20 protein-coding genes are annotated in these 20,715 nt (G+C 38.4%); 4 read left to right on the top strand and 16 right to left on the bottom strand.

Going from position 1 to position 20,715, the window contains the following annotated elements:
- Positions 1–165: 165 nt before the first annotated feature.
- Both IGL28_RS01010 and IGL28_RS01005 read right to left on the bottom strand, forming a co-directional pair.
- The gene (locus IGL28_RS01010) at positions 166–2,871 is read right to left on the bottom strand and encodes a YhgE/Pip domain-containing protein (protein ID WP_081128307.1); all 2,706 of its coding nucleotides are present in this window, start codon (positions 2,869–2,871) and stop codon (positions 166–168) included.
- 258 nt (positions 2,872–3,129) lie between these two features.
- Positions 3,130–4,074 carry an NADP-dependent oxidoreductase gene (locus tag IGL28_RS01005; RefSeq protein ID WP_034698726.1) on the bottom strand — a complete coding sequence of 315 codons (945 nt, stop codon included), beginning with the start codon at positions 4,072–4,074 and terminating at the stop codon, positions 3,130–3,132.
- A gap of 222 nt (positions 4,075–4,296) precedes the next feature.
- Here IGL28_RS01005 and rpsN point away from each other — a divergent pair, with 222 nt between their 5' ends.
- Positions 4,297–4,566 (top strand): 30S ribosomal protein S14, encoded by a 270-nt coding sequence (gene rpsN / locus IGL28_RS01000; protein ID WP_010736862.1) that lies wholly within the window; start codon positions 4,297–4,299, stop codon positions 4,564–4,566.
- A 323-nt stretch (positions 4,567–4,889) separates the two neighbouring features.
- On the opposite strand, the gene IGL28_RS00995 is transcribed toward rpsN, so the two are convergent.
- From IGL28_RS00995 to IGL28_RS00930, 14 genes are all read right to left on the bottom strand, one after another.
- Positions 4,890–5,252 carry a type II toxin-antitoxin system PemK/MazF family toxin gene (locus tag IGL28_RS00995; protein WP_010720330.1) on the bottom strand — a complete coding sequence of 121 codons (363 nt, stop codon included), beginning with the start codon at positions 5,250–5,252 and terminating at the stop codon, positions 4,890–4,892.
- 10 nt (positions 5,253–5,262) lie between these two features.
- Complete coding sequence (gene alr / locus IGL28_RS00990; protein ID WP_010720331.1) at positions 5,263–6,384, bottom strand: alanine racemase; 1,122 nt, start codon at positions 6,382–6,384, stop codon at positions 5,263–5,265.
- Between the two features lie 15 nt (positions 6,385–6,399).
- On the bottom strand, positions 6,400–6,750 hold the full coding sequence (gene acpS, locus IGL28_RS00985; protein ID WP_010720332.1) for a holo-ACP synthase: 351 nt from the start codon (positions 6,748–6,750) through the stop codon (positions 6,400–6,402).
- Between the two features lie 129 nt (positions 6,751–6,879).
- Positions 6,880–8,391: a degradosome RNA helicase CshA gene (cshA, locus tag IGL28_RS00980; RefSeq protein WP_010720333.1), complete on the bottom strand. Its 1,512-nt coding sequence runs from the start codon at positions 8,389–8,391 to the stop codon at positions 6,880–6,882.
- Positions 8,392–8,713: 322 nt separating this feature from the next.
- Entirely contained in the window at positions 8,714–10,066 is a 1,353-nt protein-coding gene (locus tag IGL28_RS00975; RefSeq protein ID WP_081128308.1) for a UDP-N-acetylmuramoyl-tripeptide--D-alanyl-D-alanine ligase, read from the bottom strand.
- A gap of 76 nt (positions 10,067–10,142) precedes the next feature.
- Positions 10,143–11,219: a D-alanine--D-alanine ligase gene (locus IGL28_RS00970; RefSeq protein WP_010720335.1), complete on the bottom strand. Its 1,077-nt coding sequence runs from the start codon at positions 11,217–11,219 to the stop codon at positions 10,143–10,145.
- A gap of 169 nt (positions 11,220–11,388) precedes the next feature.
- Positions 11,389–11,754, bottom strand: coding sequence for a DUF2512 family protein (locus IGL28_RS00965; protein WP_081128310.1), 366 nt, complete (start codon positions 11,752–11,754; stop codon positions 11,389–11,391).
- A gap of 126 nt (positions 11,755–11,880) precedes the next feature.
- The gene (locus tag IGL28_RS00960; protein ID WP_081128311.1) at positions 11,881–12,345 is read right to left on the bottom strand and encodes a YaiI/YqxD family protein; all 465 of its coding nucleotides are present in this window, start codon (positions 12,343–12,345) and stop codon (positions 11,881–11,883) included.
- A complete protein-coding gene (locus IGL28_RS00955) occupies positions 12,329–13,705 on the bottom strand; it encodes a hypothetical protein (RefSeq protein ID WP_081128313.1) in 1,377 nt (458 codons plus the stop codon). Before IGL28_RS00955 ends, IGL28_RS00960 begins: the two co-directional genes overlap by 17 nt.
- 428 nt (positions 13,706–14,133) lie before the next feature.
- Entirely contained in the window at positions 14,134–14,625 is a 492-nt protein-coding gene (locus IGL28_RS00950; protein ID WP_010736856.1) for a GNAT family N-acetyltransferase, read from the bottom strand.
- Positions 14,626–14,648: 23 nt separating this feature from the next.
- A complete protein-coding gene (locus tag IGL28_RS00945; protein ID WP_081128314.1) occupies positions 14,649–15,248 on the bottom strand; it encodes a TVP38/TMEM64 family protein in 600 nt (199 codons plus the stop codon).
- Between the two features lie 144 nt (positions 15,249–15,392).
- Positions 15,393–16,022: a uridine kinase gene (gene udk / locus IGL28_RS00940; RefSeq protein WP_010720341.1), complete on the bottom strand. Its 630-nt coding sequence runs from the start codon at positions 16,020–16,022 to the stop codon at positions 15,393–15,395.
- Positions 16,023–16,105: 83 nt separating this feature from the next.
- Positions 16,106–16,801 carry a YjjG family noncanonical pyrimidine nucleotidase gene (locus IGL28_RS00935; protein ID WP_010720342.1) on the bottom strand — a complete coding sequence of 232 codons (696 nt, stop codon included), beginning with the start codon at positions 16,799–16,801 and terminating at the stop codon, positions 16,106–16,108.
- A gap of 12 nt (positions 16,802–16,813) precedes the next feature.
- A complete protein-coding gene (locus IGL28_RS00930; RefSeq protein WP_081128316.1) occupies positions 16,814–17,530 on the bottom strand; it encodes a 16S rRNA pseudouridine(516) synthase in 717 nt (238 codons plus the stop codon).
- Between the two features lie 327 nt (positions 17,531–17,857).
- Between IGL28_RS00930 and IGL28_RS00925 the strand changes: the two genes are divergently transcribed.
- From IGL28_RS00925 to IGL28_RS00915, 3 genes are all read left to right on the top strand, one after another.
- Positions 17,858–18,466, top strand: coding sequence for a 50S ribosomal protein L25/general stress protein Ctc (locus IGL28_RS00925; RefSeq protein WP_010736853.1), 609 nt, complete (start codon positions 17,858–17,860; stop codon positions 18,464–18,466).
- 215 nt (positions 18,467–18,681) lie between these two features.
- Positions 18,682–19,005 carry a DUF960 domain-containing protein gene (locus IGL28_RS00920; RefSeq protein WP_010720345.1) on the top strand — a complete coding sequence of 108 codons (324 nt, stop codon included), beginning with the start codon at positions 18,682–18,684 and terminating at the stop codon, positions 19,003–19,005.
- Between the two features lie 268 nt (positions 19,006–19,273).
- Positions 19,274–20,659: an MATE family efflux transporter gene (locus tag IGL28_RS00915; protein WP_063626437.1), complete on the top strand. Its 1,386-nt coding sequence runs from the start codon at positions 19,274–19,276 to the stop codon at positions 20,657–20,659.
- Positions 20,660–20,715: the final 56 nt, after the last annotated feature.

Below are 20,715 nucleotides of genomic sequence, written 5' to 3'. Positions count from 1 at the left end.
TTTTCAGTTAAACGCATTGTTTCTACAAAAGAAAAAAATAGCTCCTCTGATCACCTAAGCTCCTGCTTGCTCTTTTAATAAAATAAAGGCCTTGTCAGACGAAAATACATGACTATTTCTGTCTAACAAGGTCTTCTTTTTTCAAACTGGTTATTGCTTTAACTACTAGTGGAAAATATGACTCTGATGTGCTGCTTCTTTGAATTTGACCATTTTTTCTTGGACATAAGGCGCAACAGCCGTTCCAATAACACCAAAGCTAACGAATAGACCAATCATGATCCAAATCGCATTTGCAGCATTTGGCCAATAGATTCCTCCTGCTGATTCTCGTAATAGATTAACCGCATGAGTGAATGGCAAGAATGGATTGATCATTTGGAAGAACTTCCCTGATACTTGGATAGGATAGTTCCCACCTCCACCAGAAATCGATAGCACGAGGATAATGATCGCAAGTCCCTTTCCAACATTATCAAATAGCGCCGCTAAAACATACACGATCATCATAAAGGCTAGCGAGATCAAAACGGCAAAGGACACGCTGTAAACTGGATTATGGACATCTACACCTAATAAAAAGATATTTCCTAAAGTAACGATCAAACTTTGTGCGATAGCCATCGTTAAGAACGTGAGCATTCGAGCAACAAATTGTTCTCGTTTTGTAAAATTGTTTCTTTCTTTTTTACCGAGATAATAATCGGTTGTCGCTACACTTGAGAGTAAGACAGCTCCCACCCACAAGCAAAGTGCTGTATAAAATGGCGTACTTGCCGATCCGTTGTTTGCAATTGGATACATCGTATTGGTTTTTAATTCTACTGGTTGCGTAAAGAAGTCACTCTCTTTCGTGGCATCTAGTTTCAATAATTTGATCACTTCTCCTAGATCAACTTCTTTTTCTCCTTTACGAATAGCATCTGCTGCTTTTTGGATACCTGTCTTGATGTTTGGCCAATCATTATTGATCAAATCAGCTGCTGCATTTACTGCCGTTTCAACTTGTGGCATTTTTTCATTCGCTGTTGTCATCGTACTTGTGATTTCGTTTTTGATCGTTGGCCAGTCATTTTGGATAAAGTTAGCAGCTGTACTCAATTTGTTGGCTAACACTGGCAAATCATTATTATACAGATCGGCTCCTTTATTGATCCCATTGACGATCGTTTCCATATTACCATTCAACATGGTGTTTGCATCATGGATCTCTTGTCCGATCGCTGGCATTTCTTTTTGGTACTTCTCTAATATCGCCACTGCATTGGTCACTGTTGCTTTTGTTGAATTTAACAGCGAATCAAAATCGATTTGGTCAGCCTTGCTTAACGCACCTTGAGCTGTTTCAATCGTACTGATGACTTGATTTAATAGTGAATCAACGGTTGAACTGACTTGGTTCACATCGATTCCAGAAATCAAGTTATTGACATTTTTAGCAGCAGTTTGAATTTGCCCTAAGATATTTCTTACGTTATCGATATTTCCTTCTTGAATGGCTTGTTTCAACGCTGGTAGGCGATTTTGTAAGCCGCTTAGAACTGGCTTGATACTATTCAATGTATCGATTAGTTTTTGGAGCTTGGTATTACCCGTTTGATTCTGTAGCTGTGTCAAAAAGGTAATCAACTGATCAATCGCTTGTTGCTGTGCTGGTAAACTATTGTAGAGATTATCCAATAATTTGAGTAAGTTTCCCTTCTCTTCTTCCGTCAATTGATTATCTGCAATTGCCTGATCGACACTCGCTGTAAATGAATCAATAGATGTTGCTACCTGACTAATTGATTGTACCGTTGTATTCACACTCGTTGTGATACCTGGTAACGCATCTTTTAACTGCTCTGCACCTGATTTTGTTTGAGTAGCTAGATCTTTTGCTTGTGTTTCTAATTTCTTCACGTCAGGTAAGATTTCTTGGACTTGTTGAATGATCGACAACCCTTGTTTCGCTTCAGTGATTCCTTGATCCATCGTTTCTTGGATCGATGAAAAATCCTGATCGATCTCAGCAATTTGTCGACCTGCATTTTGGATTTCCGGTATTTTTTGTTGTAAATCTAAAATGATTTTCGCTTGCTCTTGGAGCTGTGGCATTTTATCATTCAGGGCAACCACTTTTTGTCCCATTTCATCGACTTGTGGGAGATAGTCCACAAATTCATTGGCTTTGTTTAACTTTTCTTTAATAGAAGGTAGTTGTTTTTGTAAATCAAGTACTTGTTGCGTATAGCCATCGATCGTATCAAGGTTCTCATCCGTTGAAAGTATCATTGATTTGACCTTATTGATACTTACTAGATTCGAATCAATGTCATAACCGATCTCGTTAAAGACCTTCAATAACGTTGAACTAGCTGTCTTGATAAATTCATCTGTAATCTGGGTTTGGATCGCAGAAGCTCCTTTATCGGTGATCTTAGGAGCAATCGCATTGATTTTCTCATTCACCGTGTATTCGATTTTTGGCTTTCTGATCTCTCCACTCGTAAAACTTAACAAGTCTTCTGAGAAATCCTTCGGTAAGTAGATTCCTGCATAATATTTCCCAGAACGAACCCCTTGTTCCAGTTCTGCTTTTGAGTCAACGAATTGCCATCCGAGTTGTTTATTGTCATGAAGTGATTTGATCACTTCTTTCCCAATTGCGACTTCTTTCCCTCGAAATTCTGCCGGTTGATCTGCACTATAAACCGCGATAGGCAATTCACCGGTATTTCCGTAAGGATCCCATAACGCTTTGATGTTGAACCACGCATATAATGAAGGGATAATCATAATTGCAATGATCAAAAGTGTAGCAATTGGATTTTTAAAAATTCTTTTCCAGTCAAGTAGATATAATTTTAATGTGTTTTTGATTGACCGCATAAATATCCCCTTCTTCTTTTTTCAGCTGCATTACTTTACCATGTAAATCATGTAATTTTCAATTCCCTTTTTTCAAAAAGCTCGATAATTTAGACATAATAGTCAAACTGTCCGATTGTCTGACCATAGAATTGAAGAAATAGTTAAATTTTACATGTACCACTTTACCATTAAATAAAGCAGAAAGAAATTTTCATGCTAAAAATCAGAAGAAGAAAACGCATCCATAAAAAGTTTGCTCCTTTTACCAGCCCAGCTCTAATCATAAGTTAATACGATTTTACCTGCAGAGGGGTGTCCTTCAAGTTGATGGTGCGCCCAGATTAAATGATCAAGAGTTGCAGCTAATTCTTCTGCTACAAAAATATGGTAATTTCCTGTTTTATATGCAGCAATTAAATGAGTCAAAGCTTCTTGATCTGAGTATTCTTTTCTAGGAACAAAAGTCTCATAAAACCCATTTTTTTTCTGACGAGATGCAAGGGAAGGCAATTCGTTCAACGCAACATAATGACCTTCTTCTTTCATAATTTTGATAGCCATGTCTCCCGCGATGCTTCCTTTCGTCGCATCGATCACAATATCTGCTTGATTACTGAATACTTCTTCAGGATTTTCTTGATCATAAGAAGAAAAATGAGTAACGCCTAAACTTCGGACTAATTCTTCATTTGTCTTTGATGCACTAGCAAACGTCCGAATCCCTTTTTGATGAAGTAATTGGATCAAACTAGTTCCTACGCCTCCTGAAGCTCCGGTCACCATTACCGTGTCAGTTGGTTGGATCGTTAGCAGATGATTAATCACATTGTAAGCAGTGATCCCCGTCGTTACCATTGCAGCTGCTTCTACCCAACTCATTTCATCTGGTATTTTAGCCACTTTACTTGCTGGTAAGACGATTTCTTCGCCGTAAGCACCTGACACAGGATGAACGACTACACGGTCCCCCACAGCAAATGAATCGACGTCACTTGCTACTTCCGTCACGATTCCAGCACCATCATTCCCTAATACGTAAGGGAATGTTAAGGTTCGGACTTCCTTCATCTTTCCTGAACGCAAAGCGACATCATAAGGATTGATACTAAACGCTTTCAATTCCACACGAAGATGATTGGGCGTGACCTCCCTTGGTGTGTCTACTATTTCTTGAAACACCTTTTCAGCTGGTCCATAACCACTAATAGCAAACCTACGCATCTCTACCCCCTCCTTTTCTTCTAGTTTACGTGTAACACCACTATTTGACAAAAAAACTGTTTTAATCGCATCGGTGGCCTTTCTCTTTCATAGAGAACAAGAGAAGGACTAAACATTTTTAGAAACAAAATAATTGTTTTATTTCTCACACTATGTTAAGGTATCTACACTAAACCGTAATTTTTACGATTTGAAAAATTAAAGAGATTATTGGAGGAAAATATGGCAAAAAAATCAAAAATTGCAAAAGCTAGAAAACAACAAGAAATGATTGCCCGCTATGCTGATTTACGACAAGAGTTAAAAGCGAATAAAGATTATGAAGCCTTACGTCAATTACCTTTAGATGCACGCCCTGAGCGTTTGAAAAACCGTGACTTGATCGATGGACGTCCTCGCGGATATATGCGAAAATTCGGCATGTCTCGTGTAAAATTTCGCGAACTAGCTCATCAAGGACTGATCCCTGGTGTCAAAAAAGCTAGTTGGTAATTAGTATTAGACAGACGAAAGATATTCTGGCAAAATAGCAGTCACTCTCTGAATAAGATAAACTAATCAAACACATATAAAAAAAGCCGTAAGGACTAAAGATAGGAAAACTATTTTTGGTCCTTACGGCTTTTTTATAAGTTGAACAATGCTGACTCAACTTTTTTCTTATCATTATCCAGCATTTTTTATTAAGAGTCAGAAACGACCGTATAGCGATTGACATCATTAACGCTCAGATCCAACGATTTCTCTTATAACCTTTGTTGATTGACATTCAAGATAATTAGCTTGTTCCTTTTATATGTAAAGGCATAATGTGCTTATTTAGCGACAGGGGTCAATGCTTCGATACCTACACTGATTTTAAGTGCATGATCGACTTCTGACATAATTCCTCGATCTAAATGACAAACTTTTTCTTTTAATCTTGATTTATCAATTGTTCTGATCTGTTCAAGTAAAATGACAGAGTCACGTTCGATTCCAGTACCAGTTGCTTTTATTCCAATATGCGTAGGCAATTTAGGTTTGGCCATTTTGGCAGTAATGGCCGCCACAATAATCGTTGGACTAAAATGATTCCCTAAATTATTTTGAATAACTAAGACAGGTCGTGTCCCGCCTTGTTCTGAACCCACGACTGGAGAAAGGTCAGCAAAATAAATGTCTCCTCTTTTTACCATAGGATTCTCCTTACTCTTCATATTCTCTAGGAATGCGCGTTCCTAGTACACAGGCTACCTCATAGTGGATCGTACCTAATTGATCCGCTACTGCTTGCATCGATATCTCTTTTTCCTGATTTTTACCAATCAAAGTAACCTTTGTTCCCAGTGGAACTTCCTGAGGTAAACGGATCATAATTTGATCCATACACACACGTCCGACAATTTCACATAAATTTCCATCCACTAGGACGGAAAAGCCTTGCATGTTTCGTAACCAGCCATCCGCATAGCCAATCGGGATCGTCCCGATCCACTCTGGTTGATCGGTAATATAGGTTTCCCCGTAGCCGATGCCTTCACCTTTAGCCAAACGTTTCACTTGGATCAACTCGGAAACTAACTCTAGTGCGGGTTCCAATGGATACGGTTCTGGCAGTGCATGCCCTGAAGGATTTAACCCATACATTGCTACACCAAAACGAATCATGTTACCAATTTTTTCATCATGCCATAAAGCAGTAGCACTATTACTTACATGAACATACTTAGGTAAAGCAGGCAATGCATCGATTGTCTCTATAAAACGTTGATGTTGCTGTTGCCAATACGTTTCATCCGCTTGATCAGCCGTTGAGAAATGGGTGAAAATCCCTTCCCATTCCAATACAGCACTTTCTTGAATAAATGAAACTGCCTCTACGACTTCTTCAGGTGTCAAAAAACCAATCCGTCCCATGCCGGTATCAACTTTCAAATGAAGTGCTAACGCATGTTTCAGCTTTCTTTCTTGCAGATATTCAACAGCCTGTTCTAACCATTCTTTGTTTCCTACAGTGATCGATAAATCATGGACAACCGCTAAAGTCAATGCGTCAATGGGAATCATATTCAACACTAAAATAGGTTGTGTGAATCCCGCTTCCCGCAATTCAATCCCTTCGTCTAGATTAGACACACAAAATCCAGTAGCACCTCCAGCCAGTGCAGCTTCTGCTGTCTGGACTGCTCCGTGCCCGTAACCATTTGCTTTGACTACAGCAAATAGCTCTTTTCCTTTTGGTAATCTAGCTAATTCTTTTTTGACATTTTCAGTAATAGCTTTTGTATGTATAATGACTCTTGTAGGTCGGTGCCAAGCGACAACCATGATTTTTCCTTCTTTCTAATCTTCTAAAATAATTTGTGCAAACGCTAATTCATCCGTATGCGTGATACTAACAAAACAAGTACCTGAATGAGGTGATTTTGTGACTACAGGTTGTCCTGCATCATTTTTTAAAATTTCAATTTCTTGAAACGTCACCTTACCAATACCAGTTCCCCACGCTTTTGAAAAAGCTTCTTTGCAAGCGTAACGCCCTCCGAGAAATTCTACTTGTCGGTGAAAAGGCAGGATTTGAAATTGCTCGATTTCATTTGGCGTCAACACTCGGTCGATAAAATTTTGTTTTTCTTTGATGATCTTTGCAATCCTTGGTAACTCAACTGCATCAATCCCAATTCCTTTAATCATAGACTCTACTCTTTTCAAAAATTTTAGAACACTCTCATTCTACCAAATTCTCGGTATTTTACCACCAATATGTCCATAAATAACTAAAAAGAAAGCTCCTCTTAAAAAAGAGAAGCTTATCATTTATTATTAATCGTTATTTGTACGGATCACAAATCCACGTTTTTTATCGTTTTGACGCTTACCGCCATCTTTTTGATGGTTATTATTTTTACTGTAGCCACCTTTTGATTTGTTGCCACGGTAGTTGTTATTATCGCGTCGATTACGGTTATTTCCGCCGCCACGTTTGCCATTTTTATTATAGCCTTTTTTCTGCATTGGCAATGGACGTTCTGGAGTGATTTTAACTGGTATTGCATCAGAAGGATCCTTCGCAGTCGTTTTTAGTAACAAAGCTACTAAATCTTGTGCAGAATACTCTTCAAGCAATTTATCTGCTGTTTGCAAATACTTGTCTAAGCCGTTTTCTTCAAGCTTAGCTTCAATTTGTTCCACTGCAGCACCTAGTTGTCCCTTGAATGCTTCTTTTTCAGTTGGCGGACGTAGAGTAGCCATCCGTTTTTTCGTTAAGTTCTCAATAACATGTAGGTAGCTCATTTCGTTTGGCGTAACGAATGTCACTGACATCCCGCCTTTACCCGCACGACCTGTACGTCCGATACGGTGAACATAACTTTCTGGATCTTGTGGAATGTCATAGTTGTAGACGTGAGTCACGCCTGAAATATCCAAACCACGTGCAGCTACATCCGTAGCAACTAAAATATCTAAATGACCATTTTTAAATGAACGTAAAACACTCATTCGTTTTTGTTGTGAAAGGTCCCCATGGATTCCTTCTGCACGATAACCGCGAGCTTCTAATCCACGTGCCAATTCATCAACACGTCGTTTTGTACGACCAAAAACAATCGTAAGTTCTGGTGTTTGGACATCGAACAAACGTGTCATGATATCGAATTTTTCGTATTCTTTTGCTCGAACATAATATTGATCGATTAAGTCAGCTGTCATTTCTTTCGCTTTGATCTTCACGTGTGTTGGTGATTTCATGAATTTCACGCCGATATTTTTGATTGCAGGTGGCATTGTTGCTGAGAATAATAATGTTTGGCGTTCTTCAGGTACTTTTGAAATAATACTTTCAATATCTTCCAAAAAGCCCATGTTCAACATTTCATCTGCTTCATCTAGAACTAATGTTTCCACTGTTCCTAATTTCAATGTGTGGCGGTTGATGTGATCCAGCATACGTCCAGGTGTTCCTACGACAATATGTGGACGATCTTTCAATCCACGGATTTGGCGACCGATATCAGCGCCTCCGTAAACAGCTTGTACACGTACTCTTTTATCACGACCAAGACGATAAAGCTCTTCTTGTGTTTGGATCGCTAATTCACGTGTCGGTGCAATGACTAACCCTTGCAATTCGTGGCGATTAGTGTCGATTTTTTCTAACATCGGCAAACCAAAAGCAGCCGTCTTACCAGTCCCTGTTTGTGCTTGTCCAATCACATCTTTTCCAGACAATGCTAAAGGGATTGTTTCTGACTGGATCGGTGTTGCTTCTTCAAAACCAGCACGCTCTACTGATTTCAATAATTCTGGTGATAATTCTAATTCTTTAAATTTCAAATGAATCCTCCTATATGGTTGTTAACTGAGGATGTAGCTTAATTTTTGCTACCCCGTCGATTGTTCGGTCAAAGTGTTTGGTTCTTTTTGACAGTGGCCACGTACGTTTTTACTCATTCTTAGCCCCTGTGGCACCACCGAAAAATCACTTTGCGAAGTTTAGGCATTAGAAAAGCCAAACGGGTCGCGTTCAGCTTTATCATTGTTATGACATCTGGCTCTAGCAATTTACATAAACGAAAGAACCAGTCCAATTTCTCTTCATCTTTCGGCAATAGGTTATTCTAGCATAATTTCTTATTTTCTGCAAGTTTGCAGTTTATTATTTCATTCCTTGCAATTGTTTAACGACATCAATCAATCCCATTCCATTGCTTCCTTTTAAAACGATGCTATCTTCCGGACGTATTTCTTCTTTCACCGTTGCAATGAGTTGTTCTTTATCTGTTTCAAAATATTGTACGTATAAATCTGGATACTTTTCGTTCAACTTTTCATATAATGCTTTCATTTTGGGCCCATATAAATAGACTCCCGCAAAATTAGCTGGATCAAGATGTTCAGCCATACTTGCGTGCATCTTCAAAGCATCTGGTCCTAATTCCAGCATGTCCGCAAGTACAGCAAGTCTTCTCCCTTTTGTTGGTAAGTTGGCAAAAGTATCTAAGACCAATCCCATTGCTGTAGGATTCGCATTATAGACATCACTTAGAATCCCCGCACCATTTCCAGCACTTAGCCACTCCGTACGATTTTGCGTCACTGTGACACTTGCTAAACCTAGACGGATGGCTTCCGTTGGCAGACCAAAAAATTGCCCAACAGCATAAGCAATCAACGCATTGGTGACATTATAACTTCCAGGAAGAGGAATCATGAACGATTCATCATTGACGATAAAATGTGTGGCTGTTTTCTCTTCACTCGTTACCTCCGCCTGTAGCTGCCCTGTATTTAATCCAAACGTTTCAATTTTTTGAGTCAAACTTTCAGTCAAAGGTTTCAATAATGGTTCTTCTTCTGGGATAATCAACAGCCCATCTTCTCTCAAACCATCAACAATTTCCATTTTTGCTTGCGCGATTCCTGCTCGTGAGCCAAGGTTTTCAATATGTGCTTCACCAATCATCGTAATAGCCGCTACTTTAGGTCGGGCAATCAAAGAAAGCTCAGTGATCTCTCTGGCATGATCCATCCCCATTTCTAAAACGATTTTTTCGGTATCCATCGGCATGTGCAAAATCGTATAAGGCAATCCAATATTATTGTTGTAATTTCCTTGTGTTTTATAGGTTTTGTACTTTTGAGCTAAAACTGAAGCAGTCAAATCTTTTGTCGTTGTTTTCCCATTACTTCCCGTAATTGCCACCACTTCAGCCCCAACTTTCGCTAGGTAGTACTTCGCCAGATCTTGCATTGCTTTTAGTGGATCATCCACAAGAATCACTCGAATCCCACTAGGTGCTTTGGACGCTTCCAGACTCCAAAAAGTAGCAACCGCTCCATTATCCATGGCTTGTTGAATAAATTCGTGTCCATCTCTTGCTCCTTTTAGCGGCACGAACAACCCACCTTTTTCAATCTTGCGACTATCGAACTCCACACCTGTGATTTCCGTTAAATCATTCATTACGCTTCCTACAGCTTGAGCGATTTCTTGTACTGTTAGTTTCATAAAAAACCCGCCTTTTCGCATTTAGAAGCCGGAACAAATGTGAATGACATTCGCCCCAGCTTCTATTTTTATTTGTCTATTCGTTTGCTTCAAAAAAACCTTGTCGTTGATTAAAACGATTGATTCCTAATTGAATCAATTCTTCGATCAAATCGCCATACTTCAAGCCCATGTTTTCCCACAATAATGGATACATGCTAAATTGCGTGAATCCAGGCATTGTATTTAACTCATTTAGGAATAGTTCATTTTTATTCGTCAAGAAGAAATCACAACGGCTCAAGCCACTCCCACCTAGCATTGTATACGCAATTTTTGCATATTCCTGCGCTTTTTGATAGACCTCTTCCGGTACTTCAGCTGGGATTTGCATTTCAATCTTATTGTTGATGTATTTCGCATCATAATCATAGAATGCAACATCTTTGACTACTTCACCAGGTAATGTGGTACGCACGTCTTCATTCCCTAAAACAGCTACTTCAATTTCACGTGCTTCGATTCCTTGCTCAACGATCGCACGAGAATCATATTGATAAGCTAATGCAAGCGCATTTTGCAGCTCTTCACGGTTCTCCGCTTTAGAGATCCCTACACTTGAACCCATATTTGCTGGTTTGACAAACATTGGGTAAAGCAAAGACCCTTCACATTGATCAAAGATTTTTTTAGGATTTTCTTTCCATTGATTTTTCAAAACAGGGACATAAGGAACTTGTGGTACCCCTGCCGCTTGCAAAATGTATTTGGTCATGATCTTATCCATTGCACAAGCACTTGTTAAAACGCCAGCGCCGACATATGGCAAGTTCAATGTTTCCAAAAATCCTTGAATCGTTCCATCTTCACCATTAGGTCCGTGTAAGACAGGGAAAACAATCGTTCCTTCTTCTTTGATTTCTCCAGGATTGATCACTCTTCCCGTAAAGCCATCTGTCACTTTTCCGCTTGGGTCCCATGTCAAATGTAAGTCTTCTTTGCTCGCTGGTTTCTCTGTTAACAAAGGGCCTTTCACCCATTGACCTTCTTTGCTGATAAATATCAGTTGAACTTGATAGTACGTATAATAAATAGCATTTAAGACTGAAAACGCTGAAAGAACTGAAACATCATGTTCTGCACTGCGTCCACCATATAGTAAAGTAATCTTCAAAAGATTGTCCTCCCGTATCCAATATCTTTCACTTTTACTTCATATTTTAGCACAAAATCAAAAGAATCAAACAGCTTATTTTTCAAAAAGTCGATAAACTTATTTGTTAAATCAAGAAAAAAGGCACGGCATCGCTGCCTGCGCCTCTTTTTCGATTGTTGTTTTTCATCTATTCCATCTTTCGTTCATCAGGGACAATCCCTTGATTTAACAACCATTTATGGAAGAACCATTCTCCTATGCCAATTAATAAAGCAGGAATCAAAACTTTCATCCAGATGTTCGTCATATCATTCATAAAATAAAGATATACCCACAAAATGACTGCGGAAGAACCGGCATCTGCGATCGTCGCCGCAATATTCCCCACCTTTCGCAAAATGAGTAAATCACCTAATACATAAATCATCACAACGACAATGACCCCAACAATTGTCGAATCCATGAAGCTAACTCCGTATAATCCTGTTAATACGATCCATAAAATCGCCCAAATCATGATTGCTTTTACAATTAATGCTTTTACATGTTTCATTTTCCACTCTCTCCCCTCAGATTAGAAAAAAATTAGATAATAAAATATCTTTAATTATTTTATCATTTTAAAGACAATACAAGCAAAGATATCGTACTAATTGAGGGGAAAACAAACCTATTGTCGCTACTCATTGTTTGAAGATAACTTGACTTGTTCAAGTGCTTGAATTAATGCCTGTCTAAAGTTTTGATGATCTTGAGTGGTAAAAGGTTTAGGTCCTCTAGTCCGCAGACCTGCTTTGCGCAACCTTCCACTTTGGTAACGTTGTTCTAACAAGGAGTCAATCGTTATTGCACTAAATTCTTTACCCGTTTGATGAAACACTCGTACCCTCTTTGGTAAAACTAAAGAAGCTAACCCATAATCTTGTGTGATTAGAATATCTCCTTTGCGAATCAATCCTACAATGCGGTAATCTGCGCTATCTGCGCCTTGGTCAACGTACACAAAATGAACATACGCTGGATATTCTTTATGGGTGTAATGAGCCACGCTCGTCACGATCATGACTTCCACTTGATACAAACCAGCAATTTCAATTACATCTTCCTTAACCGGCGAACCATCTCCATCAATCAGTATTCGCATGATGCCGCACCTCTCGTTTCCATAATAGATAAACACCCAGCACACCAAGGAGTAACCAGCTGATGTTCCCCCACTTAGCGTATTCCATTAATTGCACACTGATCGTAGGAACTCTTAACTTGTCAGTCAACTGCAACAGCACTGCAACAGGTAGTTCTAGCCAACGGGTAAGAACTAGTAACAGCCCCATCAAGAGAAACTGATGGACCACACTCCCTTTGTTTTGTGTCGTAAATTTAATGATGACTCGTTGATCCATGGGAATATCCGTATCAGTGTCATAACACACACGATTTAACCAACCGCTGATCACAGCATGACAAAAACTTAAGAAAAACAATCCAATCACAAACGCAGTCGGGATCAATAAAATCAATAAAGAGAGAGATAGTCCGATCAACTGGACGATCACTGGAGGATAGGGGAAACTACGTAAGATACGTTTACCAATCAGCTTAGCGACGACCATTCCAGCAATATAAGGTAGATACATATAAGTGGCTAAATGATCAAATCCATACAAAACTCCTACATAAAATGTACTAAACAAAAAGAGAAAGTTCCCCACCATTCCACTCAAAAAATTCATGAGATTGAGCCAACTTGGAAACTGCCAATTTTTTTTGCCTCGCCCTAAATAAAAAGCGGCTAAAACAAATAAAAAGAGAAAAACATAAATTGTAAGATCAAACAGTTCTGGCTCAACGAGCAAGCGTGCATTTCGAAGCAAAAACAATAAGACAAAAAACACAATGAACAGCACAAATTCTTTCGTGACAAAAATCGTCGTTTTCATCTCTTTAAAATCCAATTCATATCTAGGATAATGGCTGATGGTGTGATAAGCCATGATATAAAACAATGTATAAAGCCCTAACGTCACAACGATTTGGGTCGTACCTGACAACTCGATCGAGCGAAAAAGCAAAACCAATAATAGTAGCGCAAAGATATATTTTTTGCCTGTCATATTCGTAAAACCCTGTCGCTTTTCATGGTAATTAACAGTCACATTTGCTGGAAGTAGCCAAGCTGCACTAGATCCCAATAAAATACTAGACAAATAAAACAAGGGGAAATAGAGCACACCAAAGATCCCTAATAACGAACCCGCCCCTCCCATCAAAAGAGCAATCATCAGTAATGTATAACTATCTAGACCTAAACGAATACTGCGGATCAAAAACAATCCCGTCATACGGAAAGTATAAAATAAGGTAAACGGTAAAATCGAAGCCCAGTTAGCCCCATCGCTCAAATTCAGAAATAAAAGATAAGGAATAAATATAACCGTATTAGCTAAAATAAAAGGTGTTGATTGCGTAAAATTACGACCAAATTGTTTGATTTTCTCGAACATAAAAAAACTCCTTAGCGAGTAATTACAAAACTTATTTTTCATTCATTCTAGCATTAATCATAAGTAGAAACCAATTTTAGCCAATACTCTCAACTAAGAATTCCGACTTATAACGAGCGATAACCTATTGCGACACGTCTTCTTGTCAGTAATAGTAACACTCAAGCCAAACAAACCACGAAAGATTGCCCATAAAAAATAGGACATTACCCAGAATCTCTTCTGACTAATGTCCTATCTTACTGGTACTTGAGTTTTTGTGAACTCAAGCAGACAAGCCCTTCTCCACAAAAGTCTTGCCCGACACCCTTGCATTCCGGCAAGTGATCACATCATGATCTTGTGTCTCCAAAATCAATTAGGCGCATCTGTAAACCAGAGGCCTTCTCGACCCGTCGCATGTCGTTACTTTAACACATATCCCAAAGTTATGCGAGTCTTTTTTTCATTTGATAATCGACCATTTGAAATCCTTGACCAATATCCGAGATCAGTTCACCAGCCATTTCAAAACCTTGATGAAGGTAAACGGCGATGGCTTGAGCATTGCCTTGATTGACACGTAGAAAAATCTCTTTGATTCCTTGTTCTCTAGCGATAGTTTCGTACCACTGAAAAAGAGCCGACGTCAATCCCTTCCCTCTGAATTGATTCATTAAGTATAACTTACTCAAATATATTTTGGAGGCTATTACCTCATAGGCGGTATATCCGACCGTTTGCCCTTGCTCTTTTAAGAGAAAATACTGCACACCTTCCGCCACTTCTTTTTCAATCTGTTGTTTTGATTGATAGGTAGCCAGCATATAGTCCACTTGTGCTTGCCCAATGATCGGAACAAATGCTTCTGGCCAAACTTCCTTGATTACTGATACCAACTCGTCAATTTCAGTTGAGGTTACCTTGACTTTTTCTAACATTCTTTTTCTTTCCTCTCTTACTGCTAAAAATTTCCTTGTGCTTTCTGGAACAGATACAACATAATCAAACTATACGCACCGACAGACCAAGGTTTCAATAATAGGACAATTTGGATATATTCCTTAAAAGATATTTTAGTTAACCCTGCGACCAGACAAACCAAGTCATCAGGCGCAAAAGGAATCAACATGGTCAAACATAGTACTTTTTTGATATCCTTCGTTTTCTGTGTCAGTAATTGGTCGAATTTTTGGTACTTTTTGGGCGATAAAATAAGTTGTACAAAACTAACGCCATAATAACGAACCAATAAAAAACCAATGGCTTCACCGATAATCAATCCAATACAGCTATAAAGTAATCCCCAGCCATTTCCAAACATCAACAAGCCTGCCACTGAAGAAATTCCTCCAGGTAGTATTGGGATGATCACTTGAATGATCTGCAGGAGAATAAAAATCACTACTGCATACTCCCCAAATTGTTGGATGAAGCGTTGCAAAGAAGTGGTTGATCGAAAGATCCCATGTTGATAAGCATAAATGATTAACACCAAAAAGAACAATAAGCCAATAATCGGGATTACTCGGATATATTTATGTAAATGATTGTGATCGTTCATTTTCAGTCTCTCCACCTTTTAGCGCTACTTTTCATTAAGAATCGTTGCAAAAGTAAACGTTTCACTTGATAAATAAGTCGAAGAATCGAAAATAGCTTCTCCTATTTTCATGATTCTTCGACTTATCCTATTGGTTTCTTTGTTTTATTTATGATCCAAAAAACTAGCAACTTTTGTCGTAATCAAATCGATCGCTACGTGATTTTCGCCACCTTCTGGCACGATGATATCGGCGTAACGCTTAGTTGGTTCGATGAACTGATGATACATCGGTTTAACCACAGTCAAATATTGTTCGATCACGGAATCCAACGTTCTGCCACGTTCTTCCATATCTCGTTTGATTCTGCGGATGATACGGATATCATCGTCTGTATCTACATATACTTTGATATCCATCAAGTCACGTAGATTTTCATCTTCTAGAATCAAAATGCCTTCTAATATAATTACTTCTTTAGGCTCTTGGATGATTGTTGCTTGACTTCTTGTATGTGCAACATAATCATAAACTGGTTTTTCAATGGCGTTATAGTTCAGTAGTTCTTTCACGTGCTGAATCAGCAGATCATTATCAAAGGCAAAGGGATGATCATAATTCGTATTCAATCGTTCTTCAAAGCTCAAATGGCTTTGATCTTTATAATAAGAATCTTGTTCAAGCATCATGATGGAATGGTCTGGGAAATTATTGAAAATGGCACGACTTACGCTTGTTTTACCGCTTCCTGATCCACCCGTCACACCAATGATAATTGGCTTGCTTTTTGTCATTGACTAAAACCTCTTTCATATCCGTTTTTACATTCTTATCTATTATAGCGAAAATACACGAAAATGCTATATTTTTCTGAAAATTAATGCTTCTCGATTTCCAAAAGAGGATAAAGTTCTGCTAACGAATCAATCCGATAAGTCGGTACGATTTCTGGAATTTCCGGCAACCGATTTTTGTTAAACCAAATCGTATCAATTCCTGCCAAGTTCCCTCCTTTAATATCTGAGGTCAATGAATCGCCAATAATAACTGTTTTTTCTTTTTCAAATTGAGGAATCTGTGAAAAGACATGATCAAAAAATTCTTTCATTGGTTTTTGGGCGCCCACATCTTCTGAAACAAAAATTTTTTTGAAATAGCCCAACATTTTCGCATCAGTCAAACGTTGATATTGCGTTTTCGATACCCCGTTTGTCACAATATAAAGATCCGCTTGTGAAGATAACGTCTGAAGCAGTTCATGACTTCCCTCAATCAAATCATGCCCCTGATTCAAGTAATGTCTGTATCTTTTCTCCATAGCTAAACTATCAACTGTTTTACCAAATTGTTGAAATAGTAGTCCAAAACGACTCCCGGTAACCTCTTCTCTCGTCATATTCCCTTTTTCAAATTCACGCCATAAGTGATGATTTAATGCCTTATAACTTGTTTTCACTTCTGGTGTCAATTCAATTCCTTGCTCTGCAAATAATTCATTTAATGCTTTTGCTTCTGTCATCTGAAAATCAAGTAACGTATCGTCTACATCGAATAATAAAGTATGATAATTCATTTTTTTTCTCTCCTATTTAAAATATATTTTCAATTGCTTTAATTCGGTTAATGTCAGTGAACGATAGGCACCTTCAGCAAGTTGGTCATCTAACTGTAAAGGTCCCATCATTAGTCGCTTTAGCTTTGTCACTTTTTTACCACGTGCAAGGAACATCTTTTTTACCTGATGAAATTTTCCTTCTTGTATCGTTACTCGTACTCGACTGCTGTTTTTGGATGTTTCCATGATTGTTAATTGTGCAGGTAAACAACGATAGCCACCCTCAAAAACAATTCCTGCTTGAAAAGCTTCGATATCTGAAGCTGTCACTTGTTCATTGATCTGCGCCTCATAAGTTTTGAAGACTTTTTTATCAGGCAGCAACATTTCATATCCCAACTGACCATTTGATGTCAGTAATAGTAGTCCTGTGGTATCACGATCCAAGCGTCCGACAGGATAGAGCGGCTTCGCTCGATCCGCTGAAGCAATCAAGTCTAACACGGTCATTTTTGTTTGGTCTTTAACTGCAGTCACAGCACCACTCGGTTTATTCAATAAGTAATAGACTTCGTTTGTCGTTAAACGCTTACCTGAGACTTCGATCTCATGAATCAAACTATCCACATTTCGGTTTTGGCAAAATTCGACACAACCATCAATTTTCACTTGTTTTGATGCAAATAAACGCTTCATCTCTTTTCGAGTCGTTTGTAAAGTTTCTTCAATTAATTTATCTAAACGCATGGTGCTTTCCTTTCTTAGCCTAACAAGCATTATAACCCGAAAGAGAGTAGATGCAAATAAGAAAGCCATTGTTATTCCTTGACTTAAATTCAGATTCGCGCTACGGTTAAAGAGTAAAGTGAATTGGATTTCTCATACACAGCGTAATGACCTGGTGGAGAAAAGTTGAATCCTGACTTTCTAAAGGTAGATGCGCGCATCTACCTTTTTGCGTTTTTTAAGCGCCCTAGCCAATAATGTGCACGAGAATAGCCGTCGAAAGTTCACTTAAATAAAATCTGTTGGTCTACGTTGCCGACAGTCACATTTTAAGGAGGAATTTTGGTTATGTCAGTATCATTAGAAGTAAGTAAGAGAGAAGTACGTCCCCGTTCATTGAGAAATAAATTGCGTCATGAAGGTAAAGTTCCAGCTATTGTTTATGGGTACAATGTTGAAAGTACTCCGATTGCTATTGATGGACAAATATTCAGTAAATTATTACGTGAAAATGGCGCAAATACAGTAATCACAATGACGATTGATGGAAAAAAAGTCAACACGTTGGTTCATAAAGTCCAAACGAATACCTTTACCAACCATTTTGAACATGTGGAATTTCTATCTGTGAACATGTCAGAAGAAACTGAAGTCGAAACTGAAATCGTTCTTGTTGGCGAAGCTGCAGGTGTAAAAGCTGGTGGTGTCTTAGCACAAAACCTTTACACTGTGATCGTCTCTGCTACACCAAGCAACTTACCAGAACGTATCGAAGTTGATGTAACAAACCTAAATCTAGGCGATGCAATCACAGTAGCCGATCTACCTGAAAACAACGATTATAAAGTCGTTTCTGATGGTGAAGAACAAATTGCTGCAGTAGCAGCTCCAACTGAGGAAGCTGAAACTACTGATGAAGAAAGCGAACCAGAAGTTATTGGTTCAACGGAAGAATAACAAGTGACTTGTTCGTGTCAAAAGCGTTGGTAACCTTCGCTTTTGGCACGTTTTTTTCTCTCCTTAAAAAAAACTTATACTTTGAAAAAAAGTACACGATTTTTGTTGCATTTTTAAAAAAAGTCTATTAGAATGAACCATCGTTACAGTAAATCGTTTATCCTAAATGAAGAAATAAAACATGTCTATTCGATAAAACGAAGGAGGTTAAACAGATGTTTGAAAGTTTTGACAGTAGTCGTAACCGGTATGCCTCTGTAGGTGTTGTATCAAGTTTACCAGATGAACTGATTGATAGTATCTGGTTTATTATTGACCTAGACCTTAAGGGAGTCATCCCCTTAGATAATATGTTAGCCTTTGATTTAATCGACAATAATGGAAAAGTAACTATGCATTTTTCGCAAGCTGGTAGTGATGTTGAGATGGGAATCGATTTACCGTTTCACTATTCATCAAGTTTTCCAAGCCAAGTATATGCTTATGATGATGGTACTAGAGAAACCATTCTTTTACCCAGCGAGATAAGACAGTATTAAGGTTCACAACCATTCGTTGTCCCTTTTGATTTGTACGCCCAGGCCAAGTAGTTGATCCTTTGAATTTATTCTTTGCGTTTCATTCTTTGAATTTATTCAGCGATTCAATTCTTGGCTTGTTTTATGATGCACATCATTGAAAATATCTTTGAAAATGAATCTGCAATACATTGAAAGTTATCAAAATTATTTCATTTTTACCTAGTAATCTCAGGATAAACACTATATACTACTAACTAAATTTTATAGACAATAAGGAGTTTAAAAAATGCGCGATTTAACAAAAGGAAGTCCAGCTAAACTAATCTTAATGTTCACCGTTCCTTTACTTATTGGTAATGTCTTTCAGCAATTTTACAACATGGTCGACATGATCATCGTTGGTCAAACATTAGGGAAAAATGCGCTGGCTGCTGTTGGTGCAACCGGAAGCTTGACCTTTTTAATCCTTGGCTTCGCTCAAGGTCTTACTGCTGGATTAGCGATCATTACAGCTCAGCGTTATGGTGCAAAAGATTATCGTGGTCTTAAGAAAAGTTTTGCTGCAAGTGTTGTTATCAGTTTGGTTGTCACTATTGCATTAACCGTCCTTAGTTTAGTATTTATTCGCCCGATGCTGCAATTGATGCAAACGCCCGTTGAGATTATTGACCAAGCACAAACGTTCATTTCAATCATCTTACTAGGGATTTTCGCATCTATGAGTTTTAACTTGCTTTCAAATGTTATTCGCGCGCTTGGAGATAGCCGGACACCACTTTTCTTTTTGATTATTGCAGTGGTTGTCAACGTTGTGCTTGATTTGATTTTCATCATTTCTTTTGGAATGGGTGTCGAAGGCGCAGCAATTGCAACGGTTATTGCCCAAGTTTGCTCAAGCCTACTATGTTTAGTTTATATCAAGAAAAAAATTCCTTTGTTGCAATTACGTAAAAAAGATTTTCACTTTGATAAAGAAGAGATTCGTGTTCATTTAAACGCTGCTCTTCCAATGGCTTTTCAATCATCCATCATCGCCATTGGCGCCATCGTCCTTCAAGCTGCGTTGAACAGTTTAGGAACAGATGTCGTAGCCGCTCAAGCAGCAGCCAGCAGAATTGACCAATTTGCTAACCAACCAATGATGTCCTTCGGGATTGCTATTGCAACATTTACTGCTCAAAATTATGGTGCAAAAGAATATGGTCGAATTTTAAAAGGTGTTAAGCAAACACTTATGATGAGTATTGGCTTTAGTGTTGTTGCAGGTGCGATCGTGATTTTCTTCGGTCATTCACTTATGCAGTTGTTTGTTTCACCGACAGAGACTCGTGTCTTTGAATTAGCTCAAACTTACTTCAATATCAATGGTTCCTTATATTGGATCTTAGCGATTTTATTTATCTTACGTTACACACTACAAGGACTTGGTCAAAGTAAGATTCCAACACTCGCAGGAATGATGGAATTAGTCATGCGTTCATTTGCAGCAATCATTTTAACTGGTTTACTTGGTTATACGGGTGCTGCAGCTGCTTCACCACTTGCTTGGGCAGGATCTGTCGCTGTTCTACTATACTCTTACTTGCGTTCAATGAAACAACTTAAATCTTTCGAGAATGAACAACAATACGCTATGGATGATCCTGAAATCCAGTACAATAGTATCCAATAAAAGAAAAAAAGACATTTCTCTCATCGATCAGATAAGCAGAAATGTCTTTTTTATTA

This window comes from Enterococcus sp. AZ077 (genome assembly GCF_051714965.1).
GTDB lineage: Bacteria > Bacillota > Bacilli > Lactobacillales > Enterococcaceae > Enterococcus_B > Enterococcus_B hirae.
The sequence above is the reverse complement of the archived record's forward strand: the minus strand, read 5'-3'. Positions and strand labels throughout refer to the sequence as shown.

Coding starts and splice junctions, on each gene's coding strand:
- IGL28_RS01010 (WP_081128307.1), bottom strand. CDS start 2,871: ATGCGGTCAATCAAAAACACATTAAAATTATATCTACTTGACTGGAAA.
- IGL28_RS01005 (WP_034698726.1), bottom strand. CDS start 4,074: ATGCGTAGGTTTGCTATTAGTGGTTATGGACCAGCTGAAAAGGTGTTT.
- rpsN (WP_010736862.1), top strand. CDS start 4,297: ATGGCAAAAAAATCAAAAATTGCAAAAGCTAGAAAACAACAAGAAATG.
- IGL28_RS00995 (WP_010720330.1), bottom strand. CDS start 5,252: ATGGTAAAAAGAGGAGACATTTATTTTGCTGACCTTTCTCCAGTCGTG.
- alr (WP_010720331.1), bottom strand. CDS start 6,384: ATGGTTGTCGCTTGGCACCGACCTACAAGAGTCATTATACATACAAAA.
- acpS (WP_010720332.1), bottom strand. CDS start 6,750: ATGATTAAAGGAATTGGGATTGATGCAGTTGAGTTACCAAGGATTGCA.
- IGL28_RS00975 (WP_081128308.1), bottom strand. CDS start 10,066: ATGAAACTAACAGTACAAGAAATCGCTCAAGCTGTAGGAAGCGTAATG.
- IGL28_RS00965 (WP_081128310.1), bottom strand. CDS start 11,754: ATGAAACATGTAAAAGCATTAATTGTAAAAGCAATCATGATTTGGGCG.
- IGL28_RS00960 (WP_081128311.1), bottom strand. CDS start 12,345: ATGCGAATACTGATTGATGGAGATGGTTCGCCGGTTAAGGAAGATGTA.
- IGL28_RS00955 (WP_081128313.1), bottom strand. CDS start 13,705: ATGTTCGAGAAAATCAAACAATTTGGTCGTAATTTTACGCAATCAACA.
- IGL28_RS00950 (WP_010736856.1), bottom strand. CDS start 14,625: ATGTTAGAAAAAGTCAAGGTAACCTCAACTGAAATTGACGAGTTGGTA.
- IGL28_RS00945 (WP_081128314.1), bottom strand. CDS start 15,248: ATGAACGATCACAATCATTTACATAAATATATCCGAGTAATCCCGATT.
- udk (WP_010720341.1), bottom strand. CDS start 16,022: ATGACAAAAAGCAAGCCAATTATCATTGGTGTGACGGGTGGATCAGGA.
- IGL28_RS00935 (WP_010720342.1), bottom strand. CDS start 16,801: ATGAATTATCATACTTTATTATTCGATGTAGACGATACGTTACTTGAT.
- IGL28_RS00930 (WP_081128316.1), bottom strand. CDS start 17,530: ATGCGTTTAGATAAATTAATTGAAGAAACTTTACAAACGACTCGAAAA.
- IGL28_RS00925 (WP_010736853.1), top strand. CDS start 17,858: ATGTCAGTATCATTAGAAGTAAGTAAGAGAGAAGTACGTCCCCGTTCA.
- IGL28_RS00920 (WP_010720345.1), top strand. CDS start 18,682: ATGTTTGAAAGTTTTGACAGTAGTCGTAACCGGTATGCCTCTGTAGGT.
- IGL28_RS00915 (WP_063626437.1), top strand. CDS start 19,274: ATGCGCGATTTAACAAAAGGAAGTCCAGCTAAACTAATCTTAATGTTC.